Origin of the sequence: Actinoplanes sp. NPDC089786 (assembly GCF_040684855.1) — a bacterium.
Lineage (GTDB): Bacteria > Actinomycetota > Actinomycetes > Mycobacteriales > Micromonosporaceae > Actinoplanes.
On sequence record NZ_JBFBGU010000026.1, the window covers coordinates 71,308 to 93,877 of the forward strand.

Here is a 22,570-nt window from a genome sequence, read left to right on the forward strand (position 1 = left end):
AGCGATCTCCATGTTGGCGGCCTCGCCGCCCGCGGAGCAGGTCACGCGGCCGTCCGTCTAGGGAAGTGCGGCGATCTGCCGGGTCGTGCACGTGAGGGTTCGGGCTGGGTTCAGAGCCGTGCCCGGGCACGGAGACGCAGGTTCTCCGGAAAGACGCCGAAGGCCATGCGCTCTCGGACGGGGCCGGCCGAGTGGTCCTCTTCGAGATCGAACCCGCGGGCCAGCACCGAGGTCGCGATCGTCGCTTCGATCAGGGCCAGGTTGCGGCCCGGGCAGAACCGAGGTCCGTTGCCGAACGGTGCGAACGGCAGCGCCTCGGCCGGCAGCTGCCCGTCAAGCCAGCGCTGCGGGCGGAAAGCCTCCGGGTCGGGGAAACGCTCGGTGTCGCGGAGGGCGCCGTAGCTGAGCAGCGCGAAGATGGTCAGTCCCTCCGGGAGGAACAGCTTGGTGCCGTCGCGAGTGGTCAGGGTCAGATCCCGCGTCGGCTCGACGACCTGGTACGGCGCGACCGGGCGGAGCCGGAGTGCCTCGTTGACCGTCGCCTCGGCGTACTTGAGCCGGCCGATCGTTGCCGGGTCGGTGGGCAGTTGCTGATCGCCGAGCACTTCGTCAGCCTCGGCGCGGACCTTCGCCGCGATGTCGGGATTCGCCGCCAGGTAATGCAGGGCCCATGCGGCTGCCGCCGAGGTGGTGTCTTCGCCGGCGAAGAGCATGGTCAGCACGTTGCCGAAGACCTCCTTCTCGGTGATCTGCGGTTCGTCTTCCAGCGGCTGGACCAGCGCCTCCAGGAAGTTCGCCGGTTCCGCACCGGTCGCCATGCGAACCCGGGCCTTGGCGTAGCTTTGCAGCACCACCGCCTCAATCTCCCGGACCGTCTCGTCTAGCCGGCGATCCTGCGGCAGCTTGACGTACCGCCAGTACGGTACGGGCGCGCCAAGCCGTCGGCCGAATGCCGGGAACAGGGTCGGAGTCCGGCTGTGCAGGCCGTCGCCGGTGCTCTCCAGCGAGTTCAGATCGTGGCCCATGGCCAGCCCGGCCGTGACGTCGAGGGTGTAGCGCATCATCAGGTCCAGCACGTCGATCGGCCCTGCGGTGGCCGCGGCGCTCTCCCACTGCCGAACCAGTCGCCCGGTCACCTTGGTGATCGTGGTGAAGTACTGACGCAGGTACGCGGCGTTGAGGCTGCGCGTCGCCACCTTGCGCAGCCGCCGCCACCGTTCACCTTCGGCGGTGAACACTCCGTGCGGAGCTATCTCATCGATCACGGTCGCCATCACGGCGCTGCGCCGGAAGTCATCGGGCCGGCGGCGCAGCACCACATCGATGATCGCCGGATCGGCGGTGGCCACCGCGTCCAAGCCGGGCAGGCGAAACCGGTAGGTGAGGCCGTACGTGTCCGCCCACGACTCCAGCACCCGATGCGAAACGTTCCCGCGGACGAATTCCGGTAAGTTGCCGACCAAGGGCAGGGGGCGGGGTCCACTCAGGGCGCTCACAGTCACGGGCATCTCGTAAGCTTCCCGAACACGGGACAGAAGATGCCCATTCATGTGCCTGATCGGTCTCAGATGTGTCCGTATGGACCGACCGGCGGTCCCTCCACGAGCATCACACATCACATCTGGGTCGATGCAACCATGCTGCCGCCCAGAGTCGTCAACGGGACATGACCTTTATCGATCCCGTGCCGACAGTTGTGGTTACTCCGTGAGTCGGCGCGGTGCAGTGATCGCCGGCGTCGCCCTCGCCGTAGTGTCCGGTCTGACGGTCCCGGCCACCGCGGCGAATGCGACGGCCGAGACCGTCCCGGCGACGACCATCGGGCCTGCGGCGGTGCCGCCGGTGCAGCCCGCGAACCCCGTCGACCCGGGGATCCCTGGCCGTTTCGGCACCTTCGAGGGCGAGTACGACCTGCCCGAAGTTTCCATACCGGAGTTGGCGAAGCCGGTCGAGATGCGGGCGTTGGTGATCGCGCCGAAGGGTGTGCGCACGAAGCGACCGATGGTCGTGTTCCTGCATGGCCGGCAGGACGCCTGCTACACGCCCGGCGAGGACGAGTACGTGGCTGGCTGGCCGTGCCCGCACGGTTCCTTGCCGGTTCCCAGCCATCGTGGTTTCCGGTCCATGCAGCAGTTGCTCGCCTCGCAGGGATATCTGACCGTGTCGATCGCGGCGAACGGTGTCAACGCCCAGGACGGGCTCGACGACTTCGGGGCGCAGGCCCGGTCCTCGCTGATCCGGTTGCACCTCGGTAAGTGGGCCGACTGGGCCGGCGGGGGCGCCAACCAGACCCCGGCCGTTGTCCGCCAGGCGCCGCCGGCCGACCTGTCCCGGGTGATGGTGATCGGTCACTCGCGCGGCGGCGAGGGCGCGAACCGGGCGGTGATGGACAGCCTCACACCGCCGCCACCGAGCGTCGACGGATATCGGGGCAAGGTTCGCTGGACAATCCGCGGCCTGGTCGGCATCGGGCCCACCAACGGCGGGCAGAACCCGGTCCCCGACGTGCCCTCCATGATCATGCTGGGTGGCTGCGACGGCGACGCCACCCTGACAGGGCAGATCTACGTGGACGCCACCCGCGGGGTGAGCAGCGGCCGGGCCCTGCACAGCGCCCTGTACGTGATCGGCGCGAACCACAACTTCTACAACAGTGAGTGGACTCCGGGGCAGTCGGCTGCGCCGTCCGACGACGACTGGTGGGACGCCGACGATCCGGTCTGCGGACCGGGGCGGCCGACGCGGTTGACCGCGGGACAGCAGCAACAGGTCGGTGCCACCTACGTCGCGGCCGCGGCAAGGGTGTTTCTCGAGGATGACGACGCGGTACTGCCGCTGATCGACGGCTCGGGTGTCTCCGCGCCGTCGGCCGGCCCGGCCCGCGTGCTGAGCCATGCCATCGGAGCGGCCCGGACACCGGTGATCATCCCTGACCCGGCGGTGCTGCGAGTGGATGGGGCGCGGCTGTGCGAGCAGGTCAACGACAACGACGAGAGCAAGGCCTGCCTGCCGTACCGGGCGGAGGACGGTTTCGGGTCGCCGCACTTCACCGGGTTCAACTACATGAACGTCGAGCCCGGCCGGTGGGCGGTCCGGATAGACCCCGGCAAGCTGGCCGTGCTGACTCCGGAACACGCCGCCGAGGTTGGCGGTGAGCTGGCGATGCGGTTGATCGTGCCGCCGAACACCACGGGCAACAGGTTCGGGATCGCGGTCATCGACCGCTCCGGACGCCGTGCGGACCTGGGCGAGGTGCGCGTCGACGGCCTGCCCGGTACCACGAACACGTTCAGCCACTGGGCGCGTGAGGTCCGCGTACCCCTGCGGGATGTGTCGTCGATCGCCAAGTTGGAGATCCATCCACGCGGATCAGCCACCGGCTGGTTGCTCGACGCGTGGGGCCGTCGGCCGGGCACGCCGGACCCGCAGACCCGGGGGCTGCCGCGGATCGACGTGGGCTCCGCCCGGGTGAAGGAGGGCGACTCCGGAACCACCACGATTGACCTGAAGCTCACGGTGACCGGCTCTGGTGCGGGTCAGGTGCGGGTGTTCATCAACAACATGGCCTCCACGGTGCTGACGGTCAAGCCGGGCGACCGGCGGCTGACCGTTCCGTTCAGCGTGCCCGCCAACACCCGGTTCGGGGATGACACCCTCGTGTTGCTCCATGCCAAGGCGGTCCGCGGACTCGTCGTCGGCAACTACTTCGCCACGTCGGTGATCGAGAACGACGACCCGGCCCCGACGGTCGTGGTGGACCCGGCCTCCGAAGTCACCGAGGGCGCGACCATGCGCTGGCAGATCAAGCTTTCCGAGCCGGCCGACGCGTACGCCTGCCTGGAGGGGACGGTAGTCGCGCCGGACGGCGCCCCCGAGCTGTCGACGACCGACGTGGACCCGCACTGGCTGACCGACCAGGACATCACCCCAGAGCCGTCGCGTCCGCTTTCGAAGGCCGGCGCGTACGCGTCCGCCTGCGTGGAACCGGGCCAGCTCACCGGTGATCTGGAAATTCCCACGGTCACCGACGATGTCACCGAGGCTCCCGAGGACATCCGAGTCGAAGCGAAGATCCACCTCGGCTCCCGTACGTTCACGCAAACCCTGACCGGCCACGTCACCGACCCGCACCCCAGCGCTGGAACCGACTGATCCGCGACAGCTCGACCGGTGCGAGATCTGGCCCGGATCGACGTGGGCCGGAAGTCCGGGGGCTTTGGGGAAGTGGCCGAGGGTAAGTTCGTGCATCGCCTGCGGCGGATCGATCGCCGAACGAAGGGGGCCGGCCGGTACGCCGTCAGGCAGATCCGCTGACCGTTCCTCAGACATTTGGACGGGTCTGTCCAGCGGTCATGCCCATCCCGGAGGCAGCCGTGGGTTGCTCACGGCACGTCGCTCAGGCGGCTTCAGCGCCACGACCACGTCGTCACAGCAACTTGACGCTTCGTGCCACCCCATTTCATAGTTACGATCATTCGCAATGTTGATCACGTCTGCTCGGGAGCCCAGCAGGCGGGCGTCAGCGTGACCGATGCCGCCAGCCCACGCCATCACAAGGGGCTGCGCTCGCTCGGGTCCGAGACGATCGACTACCGCGACCGGACCGGGCCGGCCGTATCCGGGGCTGGCCCCCGACGGGGTGGGCGCCGTGTTCGACCAGCTCGTTTCGACAAAGGAGATTCATGGTCAAGATGATCGTGGCCGCACCGCCGATCCCCGGCGAGTTCGGGCCGTTGCTGCGGCTCGCCCGCGCGCTGGCCGCCCGCGGACACCGGATAACCTTCCTCACCGGCAGTGCGTATCGAGAGCAGGTGGAAAGCGCCGGCCTCCATTTTGCGTCGCTCGGGGGAGCAGCGGATTACGACTTCCAGCAGTTCGTCAGCGAGCGAGCGACAGCCGGTCTCGCGCCGGGCCCGGAGCAGCTCAACTTCGACTGGATCCACAACTTCGTCAATCCGATGCCGGAACAACATGCTGCCCTGCAAAGGCTGCTCGAGCAGGATCCCGACCAGTATCTGATCAGCAACGTGTTCTTTCTGGGCGCGGTGCCGGTCAAGTACGGCGTGCCCGGCCGGCTCCCGGTTCGCTGGGTCGGGGTCAGCGTCGTCGGGCTGGCCGTCAGCAGCGACGACTCCTCGTTCTTCGGTCCTGTGCCGGTGGAAGCCGGCCATGACCCGAAGGCGGCCAACCGCGCGGCCAACGCGCAGTTCAACGAGGCGTTCGCGCCGACTCGCGAACGCCTGAACGCGGTCTTGCGTGAGATGGGGGCCGCCACCGAGGTGCAAGGGTTCGTCGACTTCGTCTACACCGTTCCGGACGCGACGGCAGTGCTCACCGTGCCGGGGTTCGAGTTCCACCGCAGTGACCTTCCCCGTACGATCGAATTGGTCGGTGCTTTCCCGGCGGAGCCCGCCCGGCGTTGGGATCACCCGTACTGGTGGCCCGTGCTCGACGGATCCAGGCCGGTCGTGGTTGTCACCCAAGGCACGTTGGCCAATGACGACCTGTCGCAGCTGGTAGGACCGGCGTTGATCGGGCTGGCTGACCTCGACGTGACCGTCGTAGCGGCACTCGGCGGAGCCGATCCGGAGGCATTGGCACTCGACGTGCCGGCGAATGCCCGGGTGGCCACCTACGTACCCTTCGGCGAGCTCCTGCCGAAAGCAGACCTGTTGATCACCAACGGTGGCGCGAGTGGCATCCACGAGGCACTGTCGAGCGGCCTGCCGGTGATCATCGCGGGGGAGACCGAGGACAAGCCCGCCAACGCGGCTCGCCTGGCCTATCACGGGCTCGGTATCGACCTGGGCACCGCGACGCCGACCCCGCAGGCCATCGCCGAGGCTACCGCCTCGCTGCTTGCCGATGCCCAGGTCAAGCAGAACGTGGACCAACTGGCGAAGGTTTACGCGGAGCATGACCCGGTCGCCGAGATCGAGCGCCTGGTGCTCAGTTGACAGGTCCGGGTGGTGGCCGACTCATCTTGGCCGGCTTCTCACGGTGCCGTACTTACGATCACTCCGCGAATGACCGTCACTATGTATCGGTGCGACACGCAGCGTGAAGGCGTAGGAATCTTGACGCGCTAGTGAAGGCCGACGCGGAGGTGTAGGTGCTCAGCCCCTTGCAATAGCAGGTCACAGCCTTGATCAAGGACATGGGGCCGGGCCGAGGTGAGGCATGCGAGTCGGTCGAGGGCTCCCGTCCGACCGCGTCGCGGACCGCCTCGTACTGCCCGAACGGACCCCCGGCCGAGGGCGACCGGGCAGACCGCACCGCCGGGCGCCGCAGAGAACGATCGCTGAACCACCTTGCCGACCTCATCCGCATCCTCGCCGTCACCGTCGATCTCACTGGCGTCCCGGTCCCGGCCGTCAGGCGCTGCTTATGCTGCCTCACCTGCGCAACGGCGACACGTTCACCCGCCTGGCCGCCGGCTTCGAGATCGGCGTGGCCACCGCGCCCATGCCCGCATCCGCGCCCGCGGCGAACGCGCTGTCGCGACCTTGACGACGTGGAAGCTCCTGACGTCACCGTGGTGACCAGTTGAGCCAGTGATCATGGTGTGTGACAGTTTGCGGGTGAGCGGAGATTTCTCGACGCAAGCGGATGAAGCCCGGCGTATCGCCGAAGATGTCCTCTGGCCAGACGCTGCTGAGGTCGACGCCGCAGATCGAGTGCCGGAGAGTCATTTCGCTGCTCTTGATGCGGCCGGCCTGACCGGGCTGGTCGGCCTTCCGGATCTTCCGCCTGGGTCGGCGGTCATCATCACGCAAGCCCTTGCTACCGGATGCCTGGCCACCGCGTTCATGTGGCTTCAACATCAGGGCGCCCTTCTCGGCGTGGCGCGCAGCGCGACCCCGATCCGGACCCGATGGATCGGTCCCTTGTCGAGCGGTGCGGTACGAGCCGGTCTAGCCACCACGGGTCTGCAAGCTCCGGCTCCGCTCACCGCCGAACGCCATGGCGCTGGCTGGGTGCTGACGGGACGAGCCCCGTGGGTGACCGGCTGGGGTTCCGTCGCAGTGCTCCGCATCGCCGCTCTCGACGGCGAGGTGGTGCGTGACTTCTTGATCGATGCCCTTCCGGCAGCAACGCTTGCCGCACGTCCGATGGATCTCATCGCCGCGCAAGCGAGCCGCACTGCGGAGCTGACCCTCGACCGGCACGTCGTGCCCGCCGATCGTGAGCTGTCCGAAACGTCGCTGGAGGACTGGCGCATGTCATCCGAGCGAAGGGTCAACGGCACCGGAGCGCTTGCCCTCGGGGTGGCGCGACGCGCCGCCGGTCTCGCCCGGTCGGACGCGCTCCTGGCCGAGATCGACGCAGCGGCGGGCATCCTGATATCTGCTTCCGAGGACGACCTTCCCGCGGTAAGGGCGGAGTGTGCGCATCTTGCCATCCGCGCCGCGGACTCTCTCGCGCTCGCCGCCGGCAGCCGTTCCGTCCTCCGTGGCAACGACGTCGAACGTCTCGGGCGGGAAGCGCGGTTCTGTCTGGTCGCCGGCGCGTCGCCGCGGACACGACGAGCACTGCTCGCCACGTTCAGCGGTGGCGGGGTCGATCCGCACTGACTCGTCAGAGCCATGCGAATGTCCGGCGCGGCACACCAGGCGAGCGTGCCGACGCACAGGTTGAGCCCGTGATCGGGGCTGCGGTGCAGGTCCACCAAAGCCGTACCTGCTCCCGTCGGCTGACCCTCAGCCTGGCGCAAGTCGTGAACCGTTGAGCCTCGTGCCGCGTTCTTCAAGCGAACCATCACCACGACACGGTGCGAGAGCCGGAATCCGGCGTCCACCTGGGAAGGAGCGCGCTTTGCCTTTTGTGGAGTCGAACGGCATCAGCCTCTGTTACGAGGCTATCGGCGACGCCGCCGATCCGGTCATGCTTCTGATCATGGGAGTAGGCGAGCAGCTCATCGCCTGGCCCGACGGATTCTGCGAGATCCTCGCCGGCCACGGTTTCCGGGTCATCAGGTTCGACAACCGTGACGTCGGGTGGTCGGACTGGTTCGATGAGGCCGGCGACGTCGATCTGGCCGGCCTGGCCGCGGGTGACCTGTCGACCGTGGTCGGGGTGTCCATGGGTGGCGGTATTGCACAGCAGATGGCCATCGAAAACCCCGAGCTCGTGGCCAAGCCTTGCGTCGATCATGGCGACCACGAGCGATGGCAAGGCCGGAGGGAGCTCCATCAAAGCCGCTTATCCGGTCAGCTCGAGCGACCTCGGTAAACACATTCCGCGTGGCTCGGTGCGCGTGACGACGAGGTGGCAGTGTCGGCGCTGCTTGATCGGGCGATCAGGTGCGGGTGGAGGCGAGCAACTGGACCGCGCTGTCGACCTCCAGGTCGATCAGCCGCTGTATCTCGATGGAACGGTTGTCGACCATGCCGGTGAGCTCCAGGCTGACGATCCCGTGCACCCGCGTCCAGATGACGATGGCGGCGCGGGCGATCCGGGGGGCGGTGCCCGGCCGGTCCATCGCGCGGGCCCACACGCGCAACTGCCCATCGAGCGTACGGTCGCCGCTGGTGCTGACCGCTGCGGCGTCGGCCACTTCGGTCAGCAGGTCGACGAGTTGCGTCATGGCCATGTTGAGTGGGCTGTCGGCGACGACCTCCGCGGGGATCTCCCCGGGCGGCTCGCCGAACAGCATCCCGTAGCGGCGGCGGTATTGCAGCGCCCAGGCACGGTAAGCGACGACCAACTGGCGTACGCGTGACCGCGGGGTCCGCCGCCGGCTGTTCATACCCTCGGCCATCGCCGCCACGAGTTGCTCGTACGAACGGGTAATCAGGTGCGCCACCAAGGCGTCGCGCGAGGGAAAGTAACGGTAAACCGCGGGCGCGGACATCGCCATGCTGCGCGCGAGTGCCGCGATGGACAACGCGTTTGCGCCGTCCTCGTCGATGATGGCGAAAGACGCATCCTCGATTTCCTGCAAGGTCGATACCCGCAGTCGCTCACGCCTGCTCATCGTCCGCGGTTCATCAGTCACGCCGGCATTCTAACCAACGATTTACTGACATGAGTGCCGGGTCCTATTTGCGCGAGTGACGCAACTGGCGAGGTCACGGCCTTGTCACCCCACCACGGCGTCACCGTGGCGGCGGGCGTCGGCCGGCACGGAAGGCCGGACGGCAGGATGACGCCGACCTTCGTTCGAGCCGTATCCAGAATGTTCAATCGGTGTGGGCGGCACTTCCGGAGAACCTTGTCGTAGCCACGTATACGGCTTTGACAGCACCTGAATACGCCGTTTTTGAATTGTTTCAAATGGTGGATGCGGTGGCTCTCCGGGCATTCCCAGATGTGTTCGGTGGCGGAGCGGCTCCGTGCGGCCCGGCCACGGGTGGCGTGGACCGGCAGCCGAGAAGTATGCGATGAGGCAGACTCGTCGGCGACGTGTTGACACCCGGCATTGCCCCGCAACTTAGTTTCGTTCGATCGCATAACGACGGTCCCTCGAGAGCCGAGGAGTTGGTGACGACCTTCGACGGCGCGGTCTACCAGCATCGTCACGCCATCGAGTGCGGTATCACGTCGATGTCATAGGGCATCGCCGGCCCATGTGCCGGCGGAACCGGGAGGCCGGCCGGGCACACCCCAAGTTGGCATCGCGGGCGATGTGCACTCGCGGCAGGACAGCACCGGCGGAAGGTGTCGCTTCTACCGGGATCTCCGCAGCACGGCATGGAGGTCGGGCCGGCCGGCGGCACCCGCGCCCTCGAGCTGAGTCATCTCCGGTCGTTGCCTGTGCCTTGGCGCGATCCGCGACCGCGCATCGGCGGCCGTGACCAGCTGAGGAAGCTGTCCCGTTGGTGGTTCACCACTCCGACTTCTCGACGAGTGCCCACTCGTGGTCGTCCCCGTCGACGCAGCCCACCAGGGTGAGGCCGGCGCCGGCGGCGCCGTCACCGATACCGAAGACGTCGAGGCACATCGCCGAGGTCGCGTTGACCAGCCGGTAATACTGGCGCCCGTGCGAGGTGAGGCGGGGCACGAGCCGGAAGAGCTGGTTGTCCTGCCCGAAGCAGCCGTTCTCGACGACCGCCGTGCCTGGGGCGACCGTGCCCGTACCGGGCACGTCAAGGCACAAGCCGTCGTCGACGTTATTTATCCAGTAGAGCTGGTTGCCGTTCGCGTCGGCGCCGTGCCGCACGAACGTCCACTCCTGGTTGTCGTCGTCGGTCTTTCTGCACGGGGACTGGCCCACCGGCTGCTCCGCGCTGCCGCCACCGGTGCCGGGCAGGTCCACGCACATGCCGGTCTTGTAGTTGTGGACGAAGTACGGGCCGTAGCCGGCCACGCCGTTACTGCCGGCCGACTTGACCGGTGGCTGGTTCCTGCGTCCGGGAGGGCTGGCGCCGGTGGCCTTCGGCGAGGACTTGCCGCCCCGCGGCGCGGTGGCGGCGGGCGGCCGCTCGGTGCGGGGCGCCGGAGCGCGGTCGTGGGTCGGCGTCGGGGACGCCTGAGGCGGGGCCGGACTGCTGGCCTGATGGAACGGGCCGACGTTCTGCGTGGCGGCGGAGTCGGTGAGGTTCGCGTAGGAGTTCCGGCTGGCGAGGAACGCGCCACCGCCGGCCAGCGCCAACGACATCACCAGGGCGGCGGCTCCCATGAGCGCGGTCGGCCGTCGCCGTCTGCTTCCAGACTGCGGATCCCGGGCGGGAACGCGGGTGTCCGGTACGGTGCCGCCTCGTTCGGGTTGAGGGCCGAGAACGGGGTTGGAACCGCCCGCGAGCAGCCGGTCGAGGAGTTCCCGGGCCGTTGGTCGCTGCGCCGGGTCGGTCAGCAGGGCTTGCTCGACGAGCGTACGCAGCGGACCGTCCTCGATGCCGTCCAGCATGGGCGGCTGGGTGAGTATCCGCGCCATGGTGGCCATGGGTGAGTCGGCCTCGAAGGGTGCCCGTCCGGTGCGAGCGAACGCGATGACACAGCCCCAGGCGAAGATGTCCGAGGCCGAGGTGAGGGGGACGCCCGGCGCGCCGAAGCGTTCCGGTGCCATGTAGTTGACCGAGCCGAAGATCTGACCGGTACGGGTGAGCTGAACCGCCGACGCTTCCATGGCTCGCGCGATCCCGAAGTCGATTACCTTGGGGCTGCCGGGTGCGAGCAGAACGTTACTCGGTTTGAGGTCGCGGTGGATGACTCCCGCGTCGTGGATCGCCGCCAGCGCCGTGGCTACGCCGATGGCCACGGCGTGCACGTTCGCCGAGGTCAGCGGCCCCTTGCTCTGGACTTCCTGGGTGAGGGAAGGTCCGTCGACATATTCGACGACGAGATAGGGCAGGGGCGCTTCCGGGTCGGCGTCCAGGACCGCCGCCGTGCAGAACGGTGGCACCTGCCGGGCCCGTTCGACCTCGCCGCGGAATCGGCTGCGGAAGTCCGCGTCACGGGCCAGCTCGGCGTGCACCAGCTTCACCGCGACCAGCAGGCCGGAGCCGGTGCGGGCCAGGAAGACGACGCCCATGCCGCCGGCGCCCAACCGGCCGACCACTTCGTACGGACCGATGTGCCGAGGGTCGTCCGGTTGCAGCGGTTCGTGCTGTGCGCTGACGTGCTCGATCACAATTCACTCCGTGGCCGGGTGCCGTCCTGGGCGAGGACCGCGAGGGGAGACACTACAACCCCACCGCACGAAGTGCCCTGAACTGAAGCGCCGAGACAAGAAATGCTGCCCCAGCGGTCCCCGCACGGGCTCGTGAGGCAGCTTGGTGGGCCAGCGCCACGGTGGTCACCGGCCGACGAGGGACATGTGCTGCTCGTTGTAGCGGTTGCCCTGCACTCCGATGCGGTCGGCGAGCGCGTTGAGGTCGGCGAGGTCGTCGGCGGACATCGGCACCTGCGTCGCGGCGGCGTTCTCCCGGACCCGTTCCAGGCCGCCGGGTGCCGGGGATGGGCACAATCGCCGGAGACTGGGCGAGCAACCAGGCGAGGGCGAGCTCTGGGACATGCCCATGGCGCCCAGACCGATGGCCGAGACCTGTAGGCCCTGGCCGAGGGTTCGCGTGTGGATGGTGTCTCCTTCGATGTGTACGGGCGGAGCGAGCAGGTGCATCTCGGCGAAGAACCGTTCGTCGCCGGGCCGGAGCCGAGTCGTCCGGCACGTCGGGTGGCGCGGATGCCGCCGAGTCGATCCTCTCGGAAGTTCGCGGAGGTCAGCGGTTGGTGAGTCGCTCGGCGGCGGGGCCGGTCTGGTGGGTGGCGGCCCAGGAGGCGAGCAGGCGCAAAGCGTCTTCGGTACGGGAGGCGGGCTCGGCGGCGTACAGGGTCATGGTGAGGTCGGGGTCGGCGCGCAGGTCCATGCTCTCGTAGGCGAGTTCGAGGTCGCCGACGGCGTGGTGGTGGAAGGTCTTGACGCCGGTGCCGTGGGTACGCACGTTGTGGGCGCCCCAGCGGCGGCGGAAGTCGTCGCTGCGGGTGGACAGCTCACCGACGAGGTCGTGCAGACCCTTGTCGTGGGGGTCTTTGCCGGCCGCGGTGCGCAGGTTCGCGACGGTCATGTCGGCGGCCACCTCGTAGTTGGGGAAGAAGCGGCGCGCGGCGCTGTCGAGGAACGTGAACCGGCCGAAGTTCGGCGGCCGGGTCGGGTCGGCGTAGACGTCGCTGTACATGGCCCGGCCGAGGTGGTTGGCGGCGAGCAGGTCCTGGCGGTTGTTGACGATGATGGCCGGGGCGGTGGTGATGGCGTCCAGCGACCATTGCAGGCTGGGCCGGATCTGCCACTGCCGTGGCCGGCGGGTCGGGCGCAGGACCGCGTTGCTGCCGTCGGCCTCGTGCGCCAGGCGCATCAGGTGGGCGCGTTCGGCGTCGTCGAGCCGCAGCGTACGGGCGATCGCGTCGAGGACGCCGGGGGAGACCCCGGCCAGGGTGCCGCGTTCGAGCTTGGCGTAGTACTCCACGCTCATCCCGGCCAGGGCGGCGACCTCGCTGCGGCGCAGCCCTGGCACACGGCGCTGCCCGGAGGAGGGCAGACCGGCCTGCTCGGGGCTGATCTTGGCGCGGCGCGTGATGAGGAACTCGCGGACCACGGCTCGATTGTCCATACCATCGACGGTACGACGAGCCCGGCCGCGGTGGGATGCCCTGCCAGTACACCCATCGTCGGTGACTTCCTCCCCGGGCCGGGCTGGGATGTGCTGACCGAGTGCTTTCGATGACGTCCGTACCCGCTCCGCCCGTCGCCCGTCGCGAGGTCGCGCTGACCTCCGGGCTGATCGCCACCGTGATCTTCCTGACCGCGATCGCGCCGCTGGCCACCGACATGTACGTGCCGGCGTTCCCACGGGTCGCCGGTGACCTGTCGGCGTCGGCGACGCAGGTGCAGCTGACCCTGACCGCCTTCTTCGTCGGCATGGCCCTGGGACAGTTGATCGGCGGTCCGGTGTCGGATCAACGCGGCCGGCGCCGGCCGCTGCTGGCCGCGCTGGTGCTGATGACGGTCGCCTCGATCGTGTGTGCCCTCACCCCGTCGATCGGGATCATGATGGTGGCCCGGCTGGTGCAGGGTTTCACCGGCGGCTGGGCGATGGTGATCGGGCGGGCGATCATCGTGGATCTGGCCACCGGCGCCCGCCTCGTGCGGGTGCTGAACGTCATCGCCGGGGTCGGCGGGGTCGCCCCGATCGCCGGACCGCTGCTCGGCGCGGTCATCCTGCAGCTGTCGCACTGGCGGCTGTCGTTCTGGACCGTCGCCGCCTTGAGCATGGCGATGCTGGTCGCGGTGCTGGTGGCCGTCCCGGAGTCCCTGCACCCGGACAAGCGGCACAGCGGCGGACTGCGGGCCTTCGCCGTCGCCGGGCGCCAGGTCCTGGCCAACCGCCGCTACGTCGGCTATCTACTGGTCACCGGGTCGGCCATGGCGGCGTTGTTCGCCTACGTCGCCACGTCGGCGTTCGTACTGCAGTCGATGAACGGCATGTCACCGATCGCCTATTCGGCCGACTTCGCGGCCAACGCCGCCGGCATGACCGTGGCTGCGCTGGTCGCCGCCCGGCTGGCCGGCCGGGTCGCCGCCCGCAAGGTCATTCTGGCCGGGCAGGTGGCCGCGCTCGCGGCCGGCGTCGCGATGCTCGCCGGCGCGGTGTGGTTCGGCACGCCGTTGCTGCTCGCGGTCGGCTGTTTCTTCGTGCTGATGACCGCCCAGGGCCTGATGATCGCCAACGGCGGCGCCCTGGCGTCGGCCGAGGTCCCGGAGCACCCCGGTACGGGCTCGGCGGTCCTGGGGTTCGTCCAGTGGGTCGCCGTCGGGACCATCGCCCCGATCGCCGGGCTCGGCGGTGAGCAGACCGCGGTGCCGATGGCGCTGATCATGGTCGGTGGTGCCGTCCTGTCCATGGTGGGGCTGCTCGTGCTGGCCCGCGGCGAGGCAGAGCCGGAAGTCGCTCCCCGCTGATGAGCAGCAATGCGAAAACGAGGGCAAGAGCCGCCTTTTGTGGAGAACCTGGTGGACGCCGTCGTCCCGCGTGGGAGAGCCGGCCGGTCCTAAACCTGGTTGCCGTGCCCTGCCGGTACGCCTATCAGCAGAAACTTCTCCGCTCGACACCGGCGCGGTTGGCTGGAGGTGCAGAAAAACGATCAGCGAGGAGATTCATCATGCGTGGTGTTGTCATGCACGGGCCGGGCGATGTCCGGGTCGAGGACCGTCCGGACCCGCGGATCGAGCAGCCCACCGACGCGATCATCAAGGTGTCGGCGGCCTGCGTGTGCGGTTCGGACCTGTGGCCGTACCGGGGGATCGAGAAGCTCGACGGCGTGACGCCGATGGGCCACGAGTACGTCGGCATCGTCGAGGCCGTCGGCAGCGGGGTTCGCACTCTCAAGCCGGGGCAGTTCGTCGTCGGCTCGTTCTGGGCCTCCGACAATACGTGCGAGATCTGCCGGGCCGGTTACCAGTCCGGCTGTGTCCACCGGGTCCTGATGGGCACCGTCGGCACCCAGTCGCAGTACGCGCGGATTCCTCTTGCGGACGGCACCCTGGTCGCCACCCCGGAAGTGCCGCCGGCTGACCTGGTCCCCAGCTATCTGGCTGCCTCGGACGTGCTCGGCACCGGCTGGTTCGCCGCGGTCGCCGCCGAGGCCGCACCGGGCAAGACCGTCGCGATCGTCGGTGACGGCGCTGTCGGCCTGCTCGCGGTGCTCGCCGCCAAGCAGCTCGGCGCCGAGCGGATCATCGCGATGAGCCGGCACGAGTCGCGGCAGAAGCTGGCCCGTGAGTTCGGTGCTACCGACATCGTCACCGAACGCGGCGACGAGGGCATCGCGAAGATCAAGGAGCTGACCGGCGGGCTGGGCGCCCAGTCGGTGGTCGAGGCTGTCGGCACGCAGGAGTCGATGATGCAGGCCCTCCACTCGGCCCGGCCCGGTGGGCACGTCGGCTTCGTCGGCGTGACCCACGACGTGGCCCTGCCCGGTCTGGAGCTGTTCGGCGCGTTGGTGCACCTGCACGGCGGTCCGGCCCCGGTACGCCGGTTCCTGCCGGACCTGATGGAACTGATCGGGGCCCGCACCATCGACCCGGGCCGGGTCTTCGACCTCGACCTGCCCCTCGACCGGGCCGCCGAGGGCTATCAGGCCATGGACGAGCGCCGCGCCGTCAAGACCCTGCTGCGCCCGTAACCGATGCGGACCGCCGCCCGACCGGGCGCGAGCCGGGCCGAATGGTTCCGGGCCCACACCGAACCGCGGTGACGCCTGCCGCATCCCGCGTGTCCGCCGCCTGATCAGCTCCCGCCGCGGGCGGGCGGTGCGGCGGTCGTGCGCCGGGTGACCAGGGCGGGGGAGAGTTTCACCTGGGCGGTGGGCTTCGTGTGGTCGGCGATCCGGTCGAGCAGCATCCGGGCGGCGTTGACGCCCATCTGATGTCCGGCCTGGTCGACGGTGGTCAGCGAGATGGGTCCGAAGGCGGCGAACATGGTGTTGTCGTATCCGGCCAGGGAGATGTCGTCCGGGGCCGAGAGCCCGGCTTCGGTCAGGGCGTCGAAGACTCCCATGGCGACGATGTCGGCTCCGGCGAAGATGGCCGTGGGCCGGATGTCGCGGGCCAGTAGCTGCCGGGCGCCGAGGTAGCCGCCCTCCTGGGTGTAGGTGGTGGACACCACGTCGATCCCGTCGGCGAGGCCGTGGGCGTTCATGGCGTGGCGGTAGCCGTCGGCGCGCTGGGCGTTGGGCATCTCGACGAGGCGTACCGGATCCTTCTCGAGGTGTTCGATGTGGGCGATGTGCCGGTGGCCCAGTTCGGCGAGGTGGGCGACCACCAGGCCGGCGCCGGCGAAGTCGTCGTCGGTGACGGTGTCGTAGTCGCCGGAGTGGCCGTGCCGGCCGACCACGACGGTCGGCGTGGTCCGGGCGACGGCCTGCAGACGCCGGCGGGACGAGATCGGCGCGATGAGGATGAGGCCGTCCATGCTCCGGTCGATCATGGCGTCGGTCAGACGTTCCTCGCCGGCCTCGTCGTTGCAGCACTGGGCCATCAGCAGCTGGTAGTCACTGCCGTTGAGGTGTTCGGTCACGCCGTCAAGGACGTCGGCGAAGAAGGGGTTGCGGATCTCGGGCAGCAGCACGCCGATCGTGTACGTCTGACCGCGCATGCCCCGGGCGGCGGCCGACGGTCGGTAGCCCAGCTCCTCGATCGCCGACCGGACCTTCAGCTGCATCTGCGGGCTGGCTCCGTAGGCGTTGCGGAGCACCTTGGACACCGCGGTGGTGGACACGCCGGCATGCCGAGCCACGTCGACGATGGTCACGCGTCGCGCGGGGTTCGCCTGTCTCGGCACTCAAGCTCCTCGAATAGGAAACGTTGCCCGCTGTACGGAAGGCATGGCGTGGAGGGATCTTCCGCTCTCGCCACCAGGTAGGTCAAGCCTTTCGCCTCGCACGACAGCTCGGCAGGGCGAGGAGCCTCTTGACGGGTTTGGTACCGGCTCGTAGTGTCGGCGAAACATTTGGAGAACGTTACCCACGCCACTCCCGTCGCCGCGCTCTCGCGGCGGCTCCACCACCGCCTCGTCGTGCACACCCGATCCGAGGCGGCTCGATGAAACGATTCAAGCAAGTGGGGTCCTGTGTCAGTTGATCTCAAGACTCGACCGCCCGGCCGGACTGTGGTTGCGCTCGGGGCCACCCGCCGACGGGCCACCGCGCCGTGGTGGTTCACCTTGCCGGCCCTGCTGTTGTTCACCTTCGTGGTGCTGGTTCCCAGTGGCCGGGGCATCTACTACGCCTTCACCGATTGGGACGGCCTCGACCCGGACCTCGCCGTCGTCGGCCTGCGCAATTTCACCGATCTCGCCGGTGACGCCGACGCGCGGCAGACGATCTGGCACACCCTGCTCATCGCGGTGGCCATCACGGTGATCCAGAACGGGATCGGCCTGCTGCTGGCACTGGGCGTCAACAGCCTGATCAAGACCCGCAACTTCCTGCGGGTGCTGCTGTTCGCCCCGGCCGTGGTCACGCCCATCGTGACGGCGTACCTGTGGCGCAATCTGCTCAGCCCGGACGGCGCCGTCAACAGCCTGCTCGGCGCGGTCGGTCTCGGCTCGTGGCGCCAGGACTGGCTGGGCGACCCGGATCTGGCCCTGTGGATGGTCGTGCTGGTCGTGGTGTGGCAGTTCGCCGGCTACTCGATGGTGATCTTCCTGGCCGGGCTGCAGTCCATCCCGAAGGAGATCTACGAGGCCGCCGCCATCGACGGCACCGGCGCGGTGCGGCGCTTCTGGTCGATCGTGCGGCCGTTGCTGGCGCCGGCCATCACGATCAACCTGATGCTGTCGATCATCGGCGGGATCAAGCTTTTCGACCAGGTGTACGCGCTGACCGGCGGCGGCCCCGGACACGCCACCGACACCATCTCCACCCTGATCTACAAGGACGCCTTCACCCTCGGCGAGTTCGGCTACAGCGTCGCCCTGGCCGTGGTGCTGACGATCATCGTGGCGGTCGTGTCCGCCGGCCAGTACACCGTCCTCAACCGCAACGAGAGGGCGGCGTCATGAACCGCTACACCCGGCGCACCTTCGCGCTCGAAGCCGTCATGATCGCCGTCGGTGCCGCTTTCGCCTTCCCGGTGTACGTACTGGTCAACCTGGCCATCCGGCCCACCTCGGACACCTCGTCGCCGATCCGGCCCACCGGCGATCCCACGTTCGCCAACTTCACCGGGGCGTGGCGCGAGGCCGGCCTGGGCGGCGCGCTGATCAACAGCGTGCTGGTCACCGCGGTCAGCGTCGTCATCGTCCTGGCCGTCTCGGCGCTGGCCGCCTACCCGCTCGCGCGCAGCATCGCCCGCTGGTCCCGCGGCACCTTCCTGCTGATCATGCTGGGACTGATCCTGCCATTCCAGCTCTCCTCCCTGCCGCTCTATCAGACCGTCCGTGACCTGGGCCTGCTCGGCTCGGTGTGGTCGCTGGTGCTGTTCTACGCCGGACTGCAGGTCCCCTTCACCACGTTCCTGTACGTCGGCTTCCTGCGCGCCCTGCCCCGGGACTTCGAGGACGCGGCGTCGATCGACGGTGCCGGCCCGCTGGCCAGCTTCCGCTACGTCGTGTTCCCGATGCTCAAGCCGATCACGGTCACCGCCCTGGTGCTCAACGCGGTCGCCGTCTGGAACGACTTCTTCACCCCGCTGCTCTACCTCAGCGGCAGCAACCAGCAGACCCTGCCCGTGGCGGTGGCCGGGTTCGTCGGGCAGTACGTCTCCGACTGGAACCTCATCTTCGCCGCGCTGCTGATCAGCATCGTGCCGGTCCTGGCGGTCTACCTCGCGCTGCAGCGCAGCATCATCAACGGCTTCGCCGGAGGGCTCAAGGGATGACGCCGTACGCGCTGACGACCGAACAACGCACCGAGCCGCTCGGAATCGACGACACCCGCCCCGGCTCTCGCGGAAGCTCAGCAGCCACCGGGCGACCCCGCGGCTGACGTCCGGCCGCTTCACCTTCACCTCAACCTCCTATCTCCAACGCGGGAGCAATCATGAAGACACGTAGATTCGCCGCTGTCGTTTCCGCCCTGACGGCGGTGACACTGGTCGCGGCCTGCAGCAGCGGCACCAACGCCAACTCCTCCTCCGGCGGCGGCGACAACAAGACCCTCACGCTCGCCTCCGTCGACCAGGGGTCCATCGAGGACGTCGTCAAGGCGTTCGAGGCCGCCAACCCCGGCGTCAAGGTCACCCTCACCACCGCCGGCGCCGACCAGTACCAGCAGCAGATCCGCACCCAGCTGTCCTCCGGCACCGCCCCGGACGTGATGACCGTCTGGCCCGGCAACGGCAACCCCGGCGCCACCTATGTCCTGGCCAAGCCCGGCTACCTGCTCGACCTGTCCGACCAGCCCTGGGCCGCGAAACTGCCGGACGCCTTCAAGACCGTTGCCCAGTACGACGGCAAGACCTACAACGCGCTGTTCGGGCTCAACGGCATCGGCGCGGTCTACAACGACGCGGCCCTGAAGAAGTCCGGCCTGACCGCCCCGACCACCTGGACCCAGCTGCTGAAGTTCTGCGGCGACGCGGCCGGCCAGGGCACCCCGGCGTTCGCCCTGGGCATCCAGGACAACTGGGTCACCCAGTTGGTGCTGTACGCGCTGGCCGCCGACGTCGTCTTCGGCCCCGACAAGGACTTCAACACCAAGCTGGCGGCCGGCCAGGCCACCTTCGCCGGTTCGCAGTGGACCACGGCCATGGCCAAGTACCAGCAGATGGCCACGGCGGGCTGCTTCCAGAAGAACCCGCTGGGCACCAGCTACGAGGCCAGCCAGACCCTGGCCGCCACCGGTAAGACGCTCGGCATCATCCAGGGCAACTGGATCGTCGGGCTGCTCAAGGGCAAGAACCCGAGCGGCACCTTCACCATGAAGGCCCTGCCCGGCACCGACGACCCGGCCACGTTCCTCATGCCGGCCGCGGCGGGCGCCGGCTACGGCGTGAACGCCAAGGCCAAGAACAAAGACCTGGCGCTCAAGTTCATCACGTATGTGATGTCGCCGGCCGGCATGAAGGTGTTCAACGAGAAGCAGGGCAGTCTGCCGACCCTGCCCGACGCCGGCACCACCGTCGACCCCGGCCTGGCCGAGCTGAGCACGTTCGTCAAGGACAACCGGACCGTGCCGTTCATGGACCAGCTCTGGCCCAACGCCAAGGTCCAGCAGACCATGCTCAGCGGCCTGCAGGAGGTCTTCAGCAACCAGGCCAAGCCCGACGAGGTCCTCAAGGACATGGACGCCGAATACAAGAAGGGCTCGTAGGCGGCGACGACTTCGCCCGGCACCCCAAACCCAGCGCCCACGCCTTCGCTGGCTCCGCCGGCTCGACACCCTTGCTCCCGTCCGCTGAAAGGAAAACACGTGCGCCGAACACTCGCTGTCGCCGCGATCGTGGCCCTCGGCCTCGCCGCGTCCCCGGCCGCCGCCACCGCGACACCGGTCCGCTCCTGGCCGTCCTACGTCCTCGGCCCCCACGCCGACCAGGTCACCCCGAAACGCGCCGAAGCCCGCGGCACGGTGTCCCACGCCGGGTCACTGGTGCACCCGCACGGCAGGCCGACGACCCTGACCACGATCGCCGGCCGGACACCGGCCTCGGTCGTGCTCGACTTCGGCCAGGACATCGCCGGCACTCCGTACCTGGACATCTCCCAGGTCAGCGGAACCGCCACGCTGAACCTGGTCACCGGCGAAGCCCGGGAGTTCCTGCGCCGCCCCGCCGCGACGACCCTCGCCGCTCCCGCCGCCACCGGCGCCCAGCAGGTCACCGTCGCGTCCGCCACCGGGCTGGAGGTCGGCAACACCATCACCCTCGGCGCGCAGACCCGCACCATCGTCGGGTTCGACGCCGCCACGCGCATCGTCGACCTCGACCGGCCCCTGGAGCAGGACGTCGCCGCCGCCACCGCGGTCACCACCGCGCCGGGCGCGCCCGCCTCCGACGAGTCCCGCGGCCTGGCCGGGGTCGGCGGGCCCGACAACCTGCAGGTCACCGCGCCCGGCCGGGTCGCCGCCGGGTTCCACGGCGGGTTCCGGTTCATCCTGCTCACCCTCACCACCCCGGGCACCGTGCAGGTGTCCGGGCTCGGTGTCGACTTCCAGGCGTACCGGGCCACCGCCCGTGACTACCGTGGCTGGTTCCTGTCCAGCGACGAGCAGCTCAACCGGATGTGGTACGCCGGCGCGTACACGCTGCAGCTCAACATGAAACCGGCCGGGCTCAACGGCCTGCCCGACGCGCGCATCTACGACGGCGCCAAGCGCGACCGCAGCATCTGGACCGGCGACCTGCTCGTCCAGGGACCCACCATCATCAACACCCTCGGCGACGTCGGCGCCGACTACCTGCGATCCTCGCTGGACGCGTTGTTCGCCACCCAGCGCGCCGACGGTGCCCTGCCCGGCTCGCCGGACTTCGCCAAGCGGACCTCACCGGCCGGGTCCCCACTGTTCTACTCCAACAACTACTCCGGGTACGGCGCCCGCGCGGCCATCGACTACTTCCGCTACACCGGCGACCGGGAGTACATCCTCGGCCTGCTGCCGAATCTGCGCCGTGAACTGGCCTACAACGCCACGTTCCTGACCGCCGACAACCTGGTGGCCTCCAACGACCGCGACTACTGGCAGGCCACCCAGACCGGCGCGGTCACCAAGTACAGCATCGACTACTACATCCTGCTGCGCGAGATGGCCTGGCTCGAACGCACCGTCGGCTCGGCCACCGACGCGGCCGGCTACGACGCCACGGCCGACGCCATCAAGACCGCCGTCAACGCCAAGCTCTGGAATCCCACCCTCGGCGCGTACGGGCAGAGCACTGACCACCCCGACGTGCTCGTCGAGGACGCCAACGCCCTGGCCCTGCAGTACGGCTTCGTCCCGGCCGGCCGGCGGGCCGGTGTGCTGCGGGCATTGAAGACCCTGTGGACGCCGTACGGTGCGATCCTCGGCCCCGGTCTGCAGGATCCGACCGGGCACACCATCGAGCCGTTCGGCAACGGCATGGAGACCGCCGGCCGGTTCGCCGTCGACGACGTCGACGGGGCTCTGGCCCTGATGCGCCGCACCTGGGGACCGATGGTCGATCCGGGTAACCCGCTCTACACCGGTGGGCTGTGGGAGTTCAAGAACAGCAGTGGCGGGGTCAACCGGCCCACGGCCAGCCTGGCCCACGGCTGGGCCGCGTCGCCCACCGTCCAGCTCACCCAGCAGATCCTCGGCGTGCAGCCGGTCGGCGCGGGCTACACAACGTGGACCATCCAGCCGCGTCCCGGCCGGGTGGCCTGGGCCCAGGGCGTCGTGCCCACCCGGCACGGCGACATCAGCGCCCGCTGGACCTCGGGCAACCACCGCTTCAACCTGCACGTCTCCACACCGGGGAACACCAGCGGCACCGTGGCCGTGCCCGCCGGCAAGCGCAGCACCGTGCTGGTCGACGGCCGCCCTGTACGGCCGCGGATCACTGACGGCTACGCCCAGCTGAGTCTGCGCGGTGGCCGCCACACGATCACGGTCCAGCGCTGACCGCGCCGAGGGGCGGCTCGCCGCCCCTCGGGCCCCGGCCCCGCTTCGCGAAGGA

16 protein-coding genes and 1 pseudogene are annotated in these 22,570 nt (G+C 69.1%); 11 read left to right on the forward strand and 6 right to left on the reverse strand.

Features of this window, described 5'->3' with window-relative positions; all coding sequences use genetic code 11:
* Window positions 1-110: 110 nt before the first annotated feature.
* Window positions 111-1,616, reverse strand: coding sequence for a cytochrome P450 (locus AB0O15_RS41365; protein ID WP_364331323.1), 1,506 nt, complete (start codon window positions 1,614-1,616; stop codon window positions 111-113).
* Between AB0O15_RS41365 and AB0O15_RS41370 the strand changes: the two genes are divergently transcribed.
* The 5 genes and pseudogenes from AB0O15_RS41370 (at window position 1,549) to AB0O15_RS41390 (ending at window position 8,232) form a co-directional block, all read left to right on the forward strand.
* Window positions 1,549-4,152 (forward strand): hypothetical protein, encoded by a 2,604-nt coding sequence (locus tag AB0O15_RS41370; protein WP_364331326.1) that lies wholly within the window; start codon window positions 1,549-1,551, stop codon window positions 4,150-4,152. The genes AB0O15_RS41365 and AB0O15_RS41370 overlap by 68 nt on opposite strands.
* A 530-nt stretch (window positions 4,153-4,682) precedes the next feature.
* Window positions 4,683-5,957, forward strand: coding sequence for a nucleotide disphospho-sugar-binding domain-containing protein (locus AB0O15_RS41375; RefSeq protein ID WP_364331328.1), 1,275 nt, complete (start codon window positions 4,683-4,685; stop codon window positions 5,955-5,957).
* Window positions 5,958-6,301: 344 nt separating this feature from the next.
* A pseudogene (locus AB0O15_RS41380) lies at window positions 6,302-6,462 on the forward strand (transposase family protein); the annotation flags it as partial.
* Between the two features lie 119 nt (window positions 6,463-6,581).
* Window positions 6,582-7,574 carry an acyl-CoA dehydrogenase family protein gene (locus tag AB0O15_RS41385; RefSeq protein WP_364331330.1) on the forward strand — a complete coding sequence of 331 codons (993 nt, stop codon included), beginning with the start codon at window positions 6,582-6,584 and terminating at the stop codon, window positions 7,572-7,574.
* 241 nt (window positions 7,575-7,815) lie between these two features.
* A complete protein-coding gene (locus tag AB0O15_RS41390; RefSeq protein ID WP_364331333.1) occupies window positions 7,816-8,232 on the forward strand; it encodes an alpha/beta hydrolase in 417 nt (138 codons plus the stop codon).
* 67 nt (window positions 8,233-8,299) lie between these two features.
* Here AB0O15_RS41390 and AB0O15_RS41395 read toward each other — a convergent pair whose 3' ends face one another.
* The 4 genes from AB0O15_RS41395 to AB0O15_RS41410 all read right to left on the reverse strand — a co-directional run bounded on the left by AB0O15_RS41395 (window position 8,300) and on the right by AB0O15_RS41410 (window position 13,049).
* Window positions 8,300-8,998, reverse strand: coding sequence for a TetR/AcrR family transcriptional regulator (locus AB0O15_RS41395; RefSeq protein WP_364331336.1), 699 nt, complete (start codon window positions 8,996-8,998; stop codon window positions 8,300-8,302).
* Window positions 8,999-9,826: 828 nt separating this feature from the next.
* Window positions 9,827-11,572: an RICIN domain-containing protein gene (locus AB0O15_RS41400; RefSeq protein WP_364331338.1), complete on the reverse strand. Its 1,746-nt coding sequence runs from the start codon at window positions 11,570-11,572 to the stop codon at window positions 9,827-9,829.
* Between the two features lie 165 nt (window positions 11,573-11,737).
* Window positions 11,738-11,908, reverse strand: a complete 171-nt coding sequence (locus AB0O15_RS41405; protein WP_364331341.1) for a hypothetical protein — start codon at window positions 11,906-11,908, stop codon at window positions 11,738-11,740.
* Between the two features lie 253 nt (window positions 11,909-12,161).
* A complete protein-coding gene (locus AB0O15_RS41410) occupies window positions 12,162-13,049 on the reverse strand; it encodes a helix-turn-helix transcriptional regulator (RefSeq protein WP_364331344.1) in 888 nt (295 codons plus the stop codon).
* Window positions 13,050-13,159: 110 nt separating this feature from the next.
* Here AB0O15_RS41410 and AB0O15_RS41415 point away from each other — a divergent pair, with 110 nt between their 5' ends.
* Together AB0O15_RS41415 and AB0O15_RS41420 are read left to right on the forward strand one after the other, a co-directional pair.
* A complete protein-coding gene (locus tag AB0O15_RS41415; protein WP_364331347.1) occupies window positions 13,160-14,398 on the forward strand; it encodes a multidrug effflux MFS transporter in 1,239 nt (412 codons plus the stop codon).
* 200 nt (window positions 14,399-14,598) lie between these two features.
* Window positions 14,599-15,621: a zinc-dependent alcohol dehydrogenase family protein gene (locus tag AB0O15_RS41420; protein WP_364331350.1), complete on the forward strand. Its 1,023-nt coding sequence runs from the start codon at window positions 14,599-14,601 to the stop codon at window positions 15,619-15,621.
* Window positions 15,622-15,725: 104 nt separating this feature from the next.
* Here the strand turns inward: AB0O15_RS41420 and AB0O15_RS41425 are convergent, their stop codons facing one another.
* Entirely contained in the window at window positions 15,726-16,778 is a 1,053-nt protein-coding gene (locus AB0O15_RS41425; protein WP_364331353.1) for a LacI family DNA-binding transcriptional regulator, read from the reverse strand.
* Between the two features lie 381 nt (window positions 16,779-17,159).
* Here AB0O15_RS41425 and AB0O15_RS41430 point away from each other — a divergent pair, with 381 nt between their 5' ends.
* The 4 genes from AB0O15_RS41430 to AB0O15_RS41445 all read left to right on the forward strand — a co-directional run bounded on the left by AB0O15_RS41430 (window position 17,160) and on the right by AB0O15_RS41445 (window position 22,515).
* Complete coding sequence (locus AB0O15_RS41430) at window positions 17,160-17,999, forward strand: sugar ABC transporter permease (protein WP_364331356.1); 840 nt, start codon at window positions 17,160-17,162, stop codon at window positions 17,997-17,999.
* Entirely contained in the window at window positions 17,996-18,817 is an 822-nt protein-coding gene (locus AB0O15_RS41435) for a carbohydrate ABC transporter permease (RefSeq protein WP_364331358.1), read from the forward strand. Before AB0O15_RS41430 ends, AB0O15_RS41435 begins: the two co-directional genes overlap by 4 nt.
* A gap of 161 nt (window positions 18,818-18,978) precedes the next feature.
* Window positions 18,979-20,250: an extracellular solute-binding protein gene (locus AB0O15_RS41440; protein ID WP_364331361.1), complete on the forward strand. Its 1,272-nt coding sequence runs from the start codon at window positions 18,979-18,981 to the stop codon at window positions 20,248-20,250.
* 99 nt (window positions 20,251-20,349) lie between these two features.
* A complete protein-coding gene (locus AB0O15_RS41445; RefSeq protein ID WP_364331363.1) occupies window positions 20,350-22,515 on the forward strand; it encodes an alpha-L-rhamnosidase C-terminal domain-containing protein in 2,166 nt (721 codons plus the stop codon).
* Window positions 22,516-22,570 lie beyond the last annotated feature (55 nt).

Coding starts and splice junctions, on each gene's coding strand:
- AB0O15_RS41365 (WP_364331323.1), bottom strand. CDS start 1,616: ATGTGTGATGCTCGTGGAGGGACCGCCGGTCGGTCCATACGGACACAT.
- AB0O15_RS41375 (WP_364331328.1), top strand. CDS start 4,683: ATGGTCAAGATGATCGTGGCCGCACCGCCGATCCCCGGCGAGTTCGGG.
- AB0O15_RS41415 (WP_364331347.1), top strand. CDS start 13,160: ATGACGTCCGTACCCGCTCCGCCCGTCGCCCGTCGCGAGGTCGCGCTG.
- AB0O15_RS41435 (WP_364331358.1), top strand. CDS start 17,996: ATGAACCGCTACACCCGGCGCACCTTCGCGCTCGAAGCCGTCATGATC.
- AB0O15_RS41410 (WP_364331344.1), bottom strand. CDS start 13,049: ATGGACAATCGAGCCGTGGTCCGCGAGTTCCTCATCACGCGCCGCGCC.
- AB0O15_RS41420 (WP_364331350.1), top strand. CDS start 14,599: ATGCGTGGTGTTGTCATGCACGGGCCGGGCGATGTCCGGGTCGAGGAC.
- AB0O15_RS41370 (WP_364331326.1), top strand. CDS start 1,549: ATGTGCCTGATCGGTCTCAGATGTGTCCGTATGGACCGACCGGCGGTC.
- AB0O15_RS41440 (WP_364331361.1), top strand. CDS start 18,979: ATGAAGACACGTAGATTCGCCGCTGTCGTTTCCGCCCTGACGGCGGTG.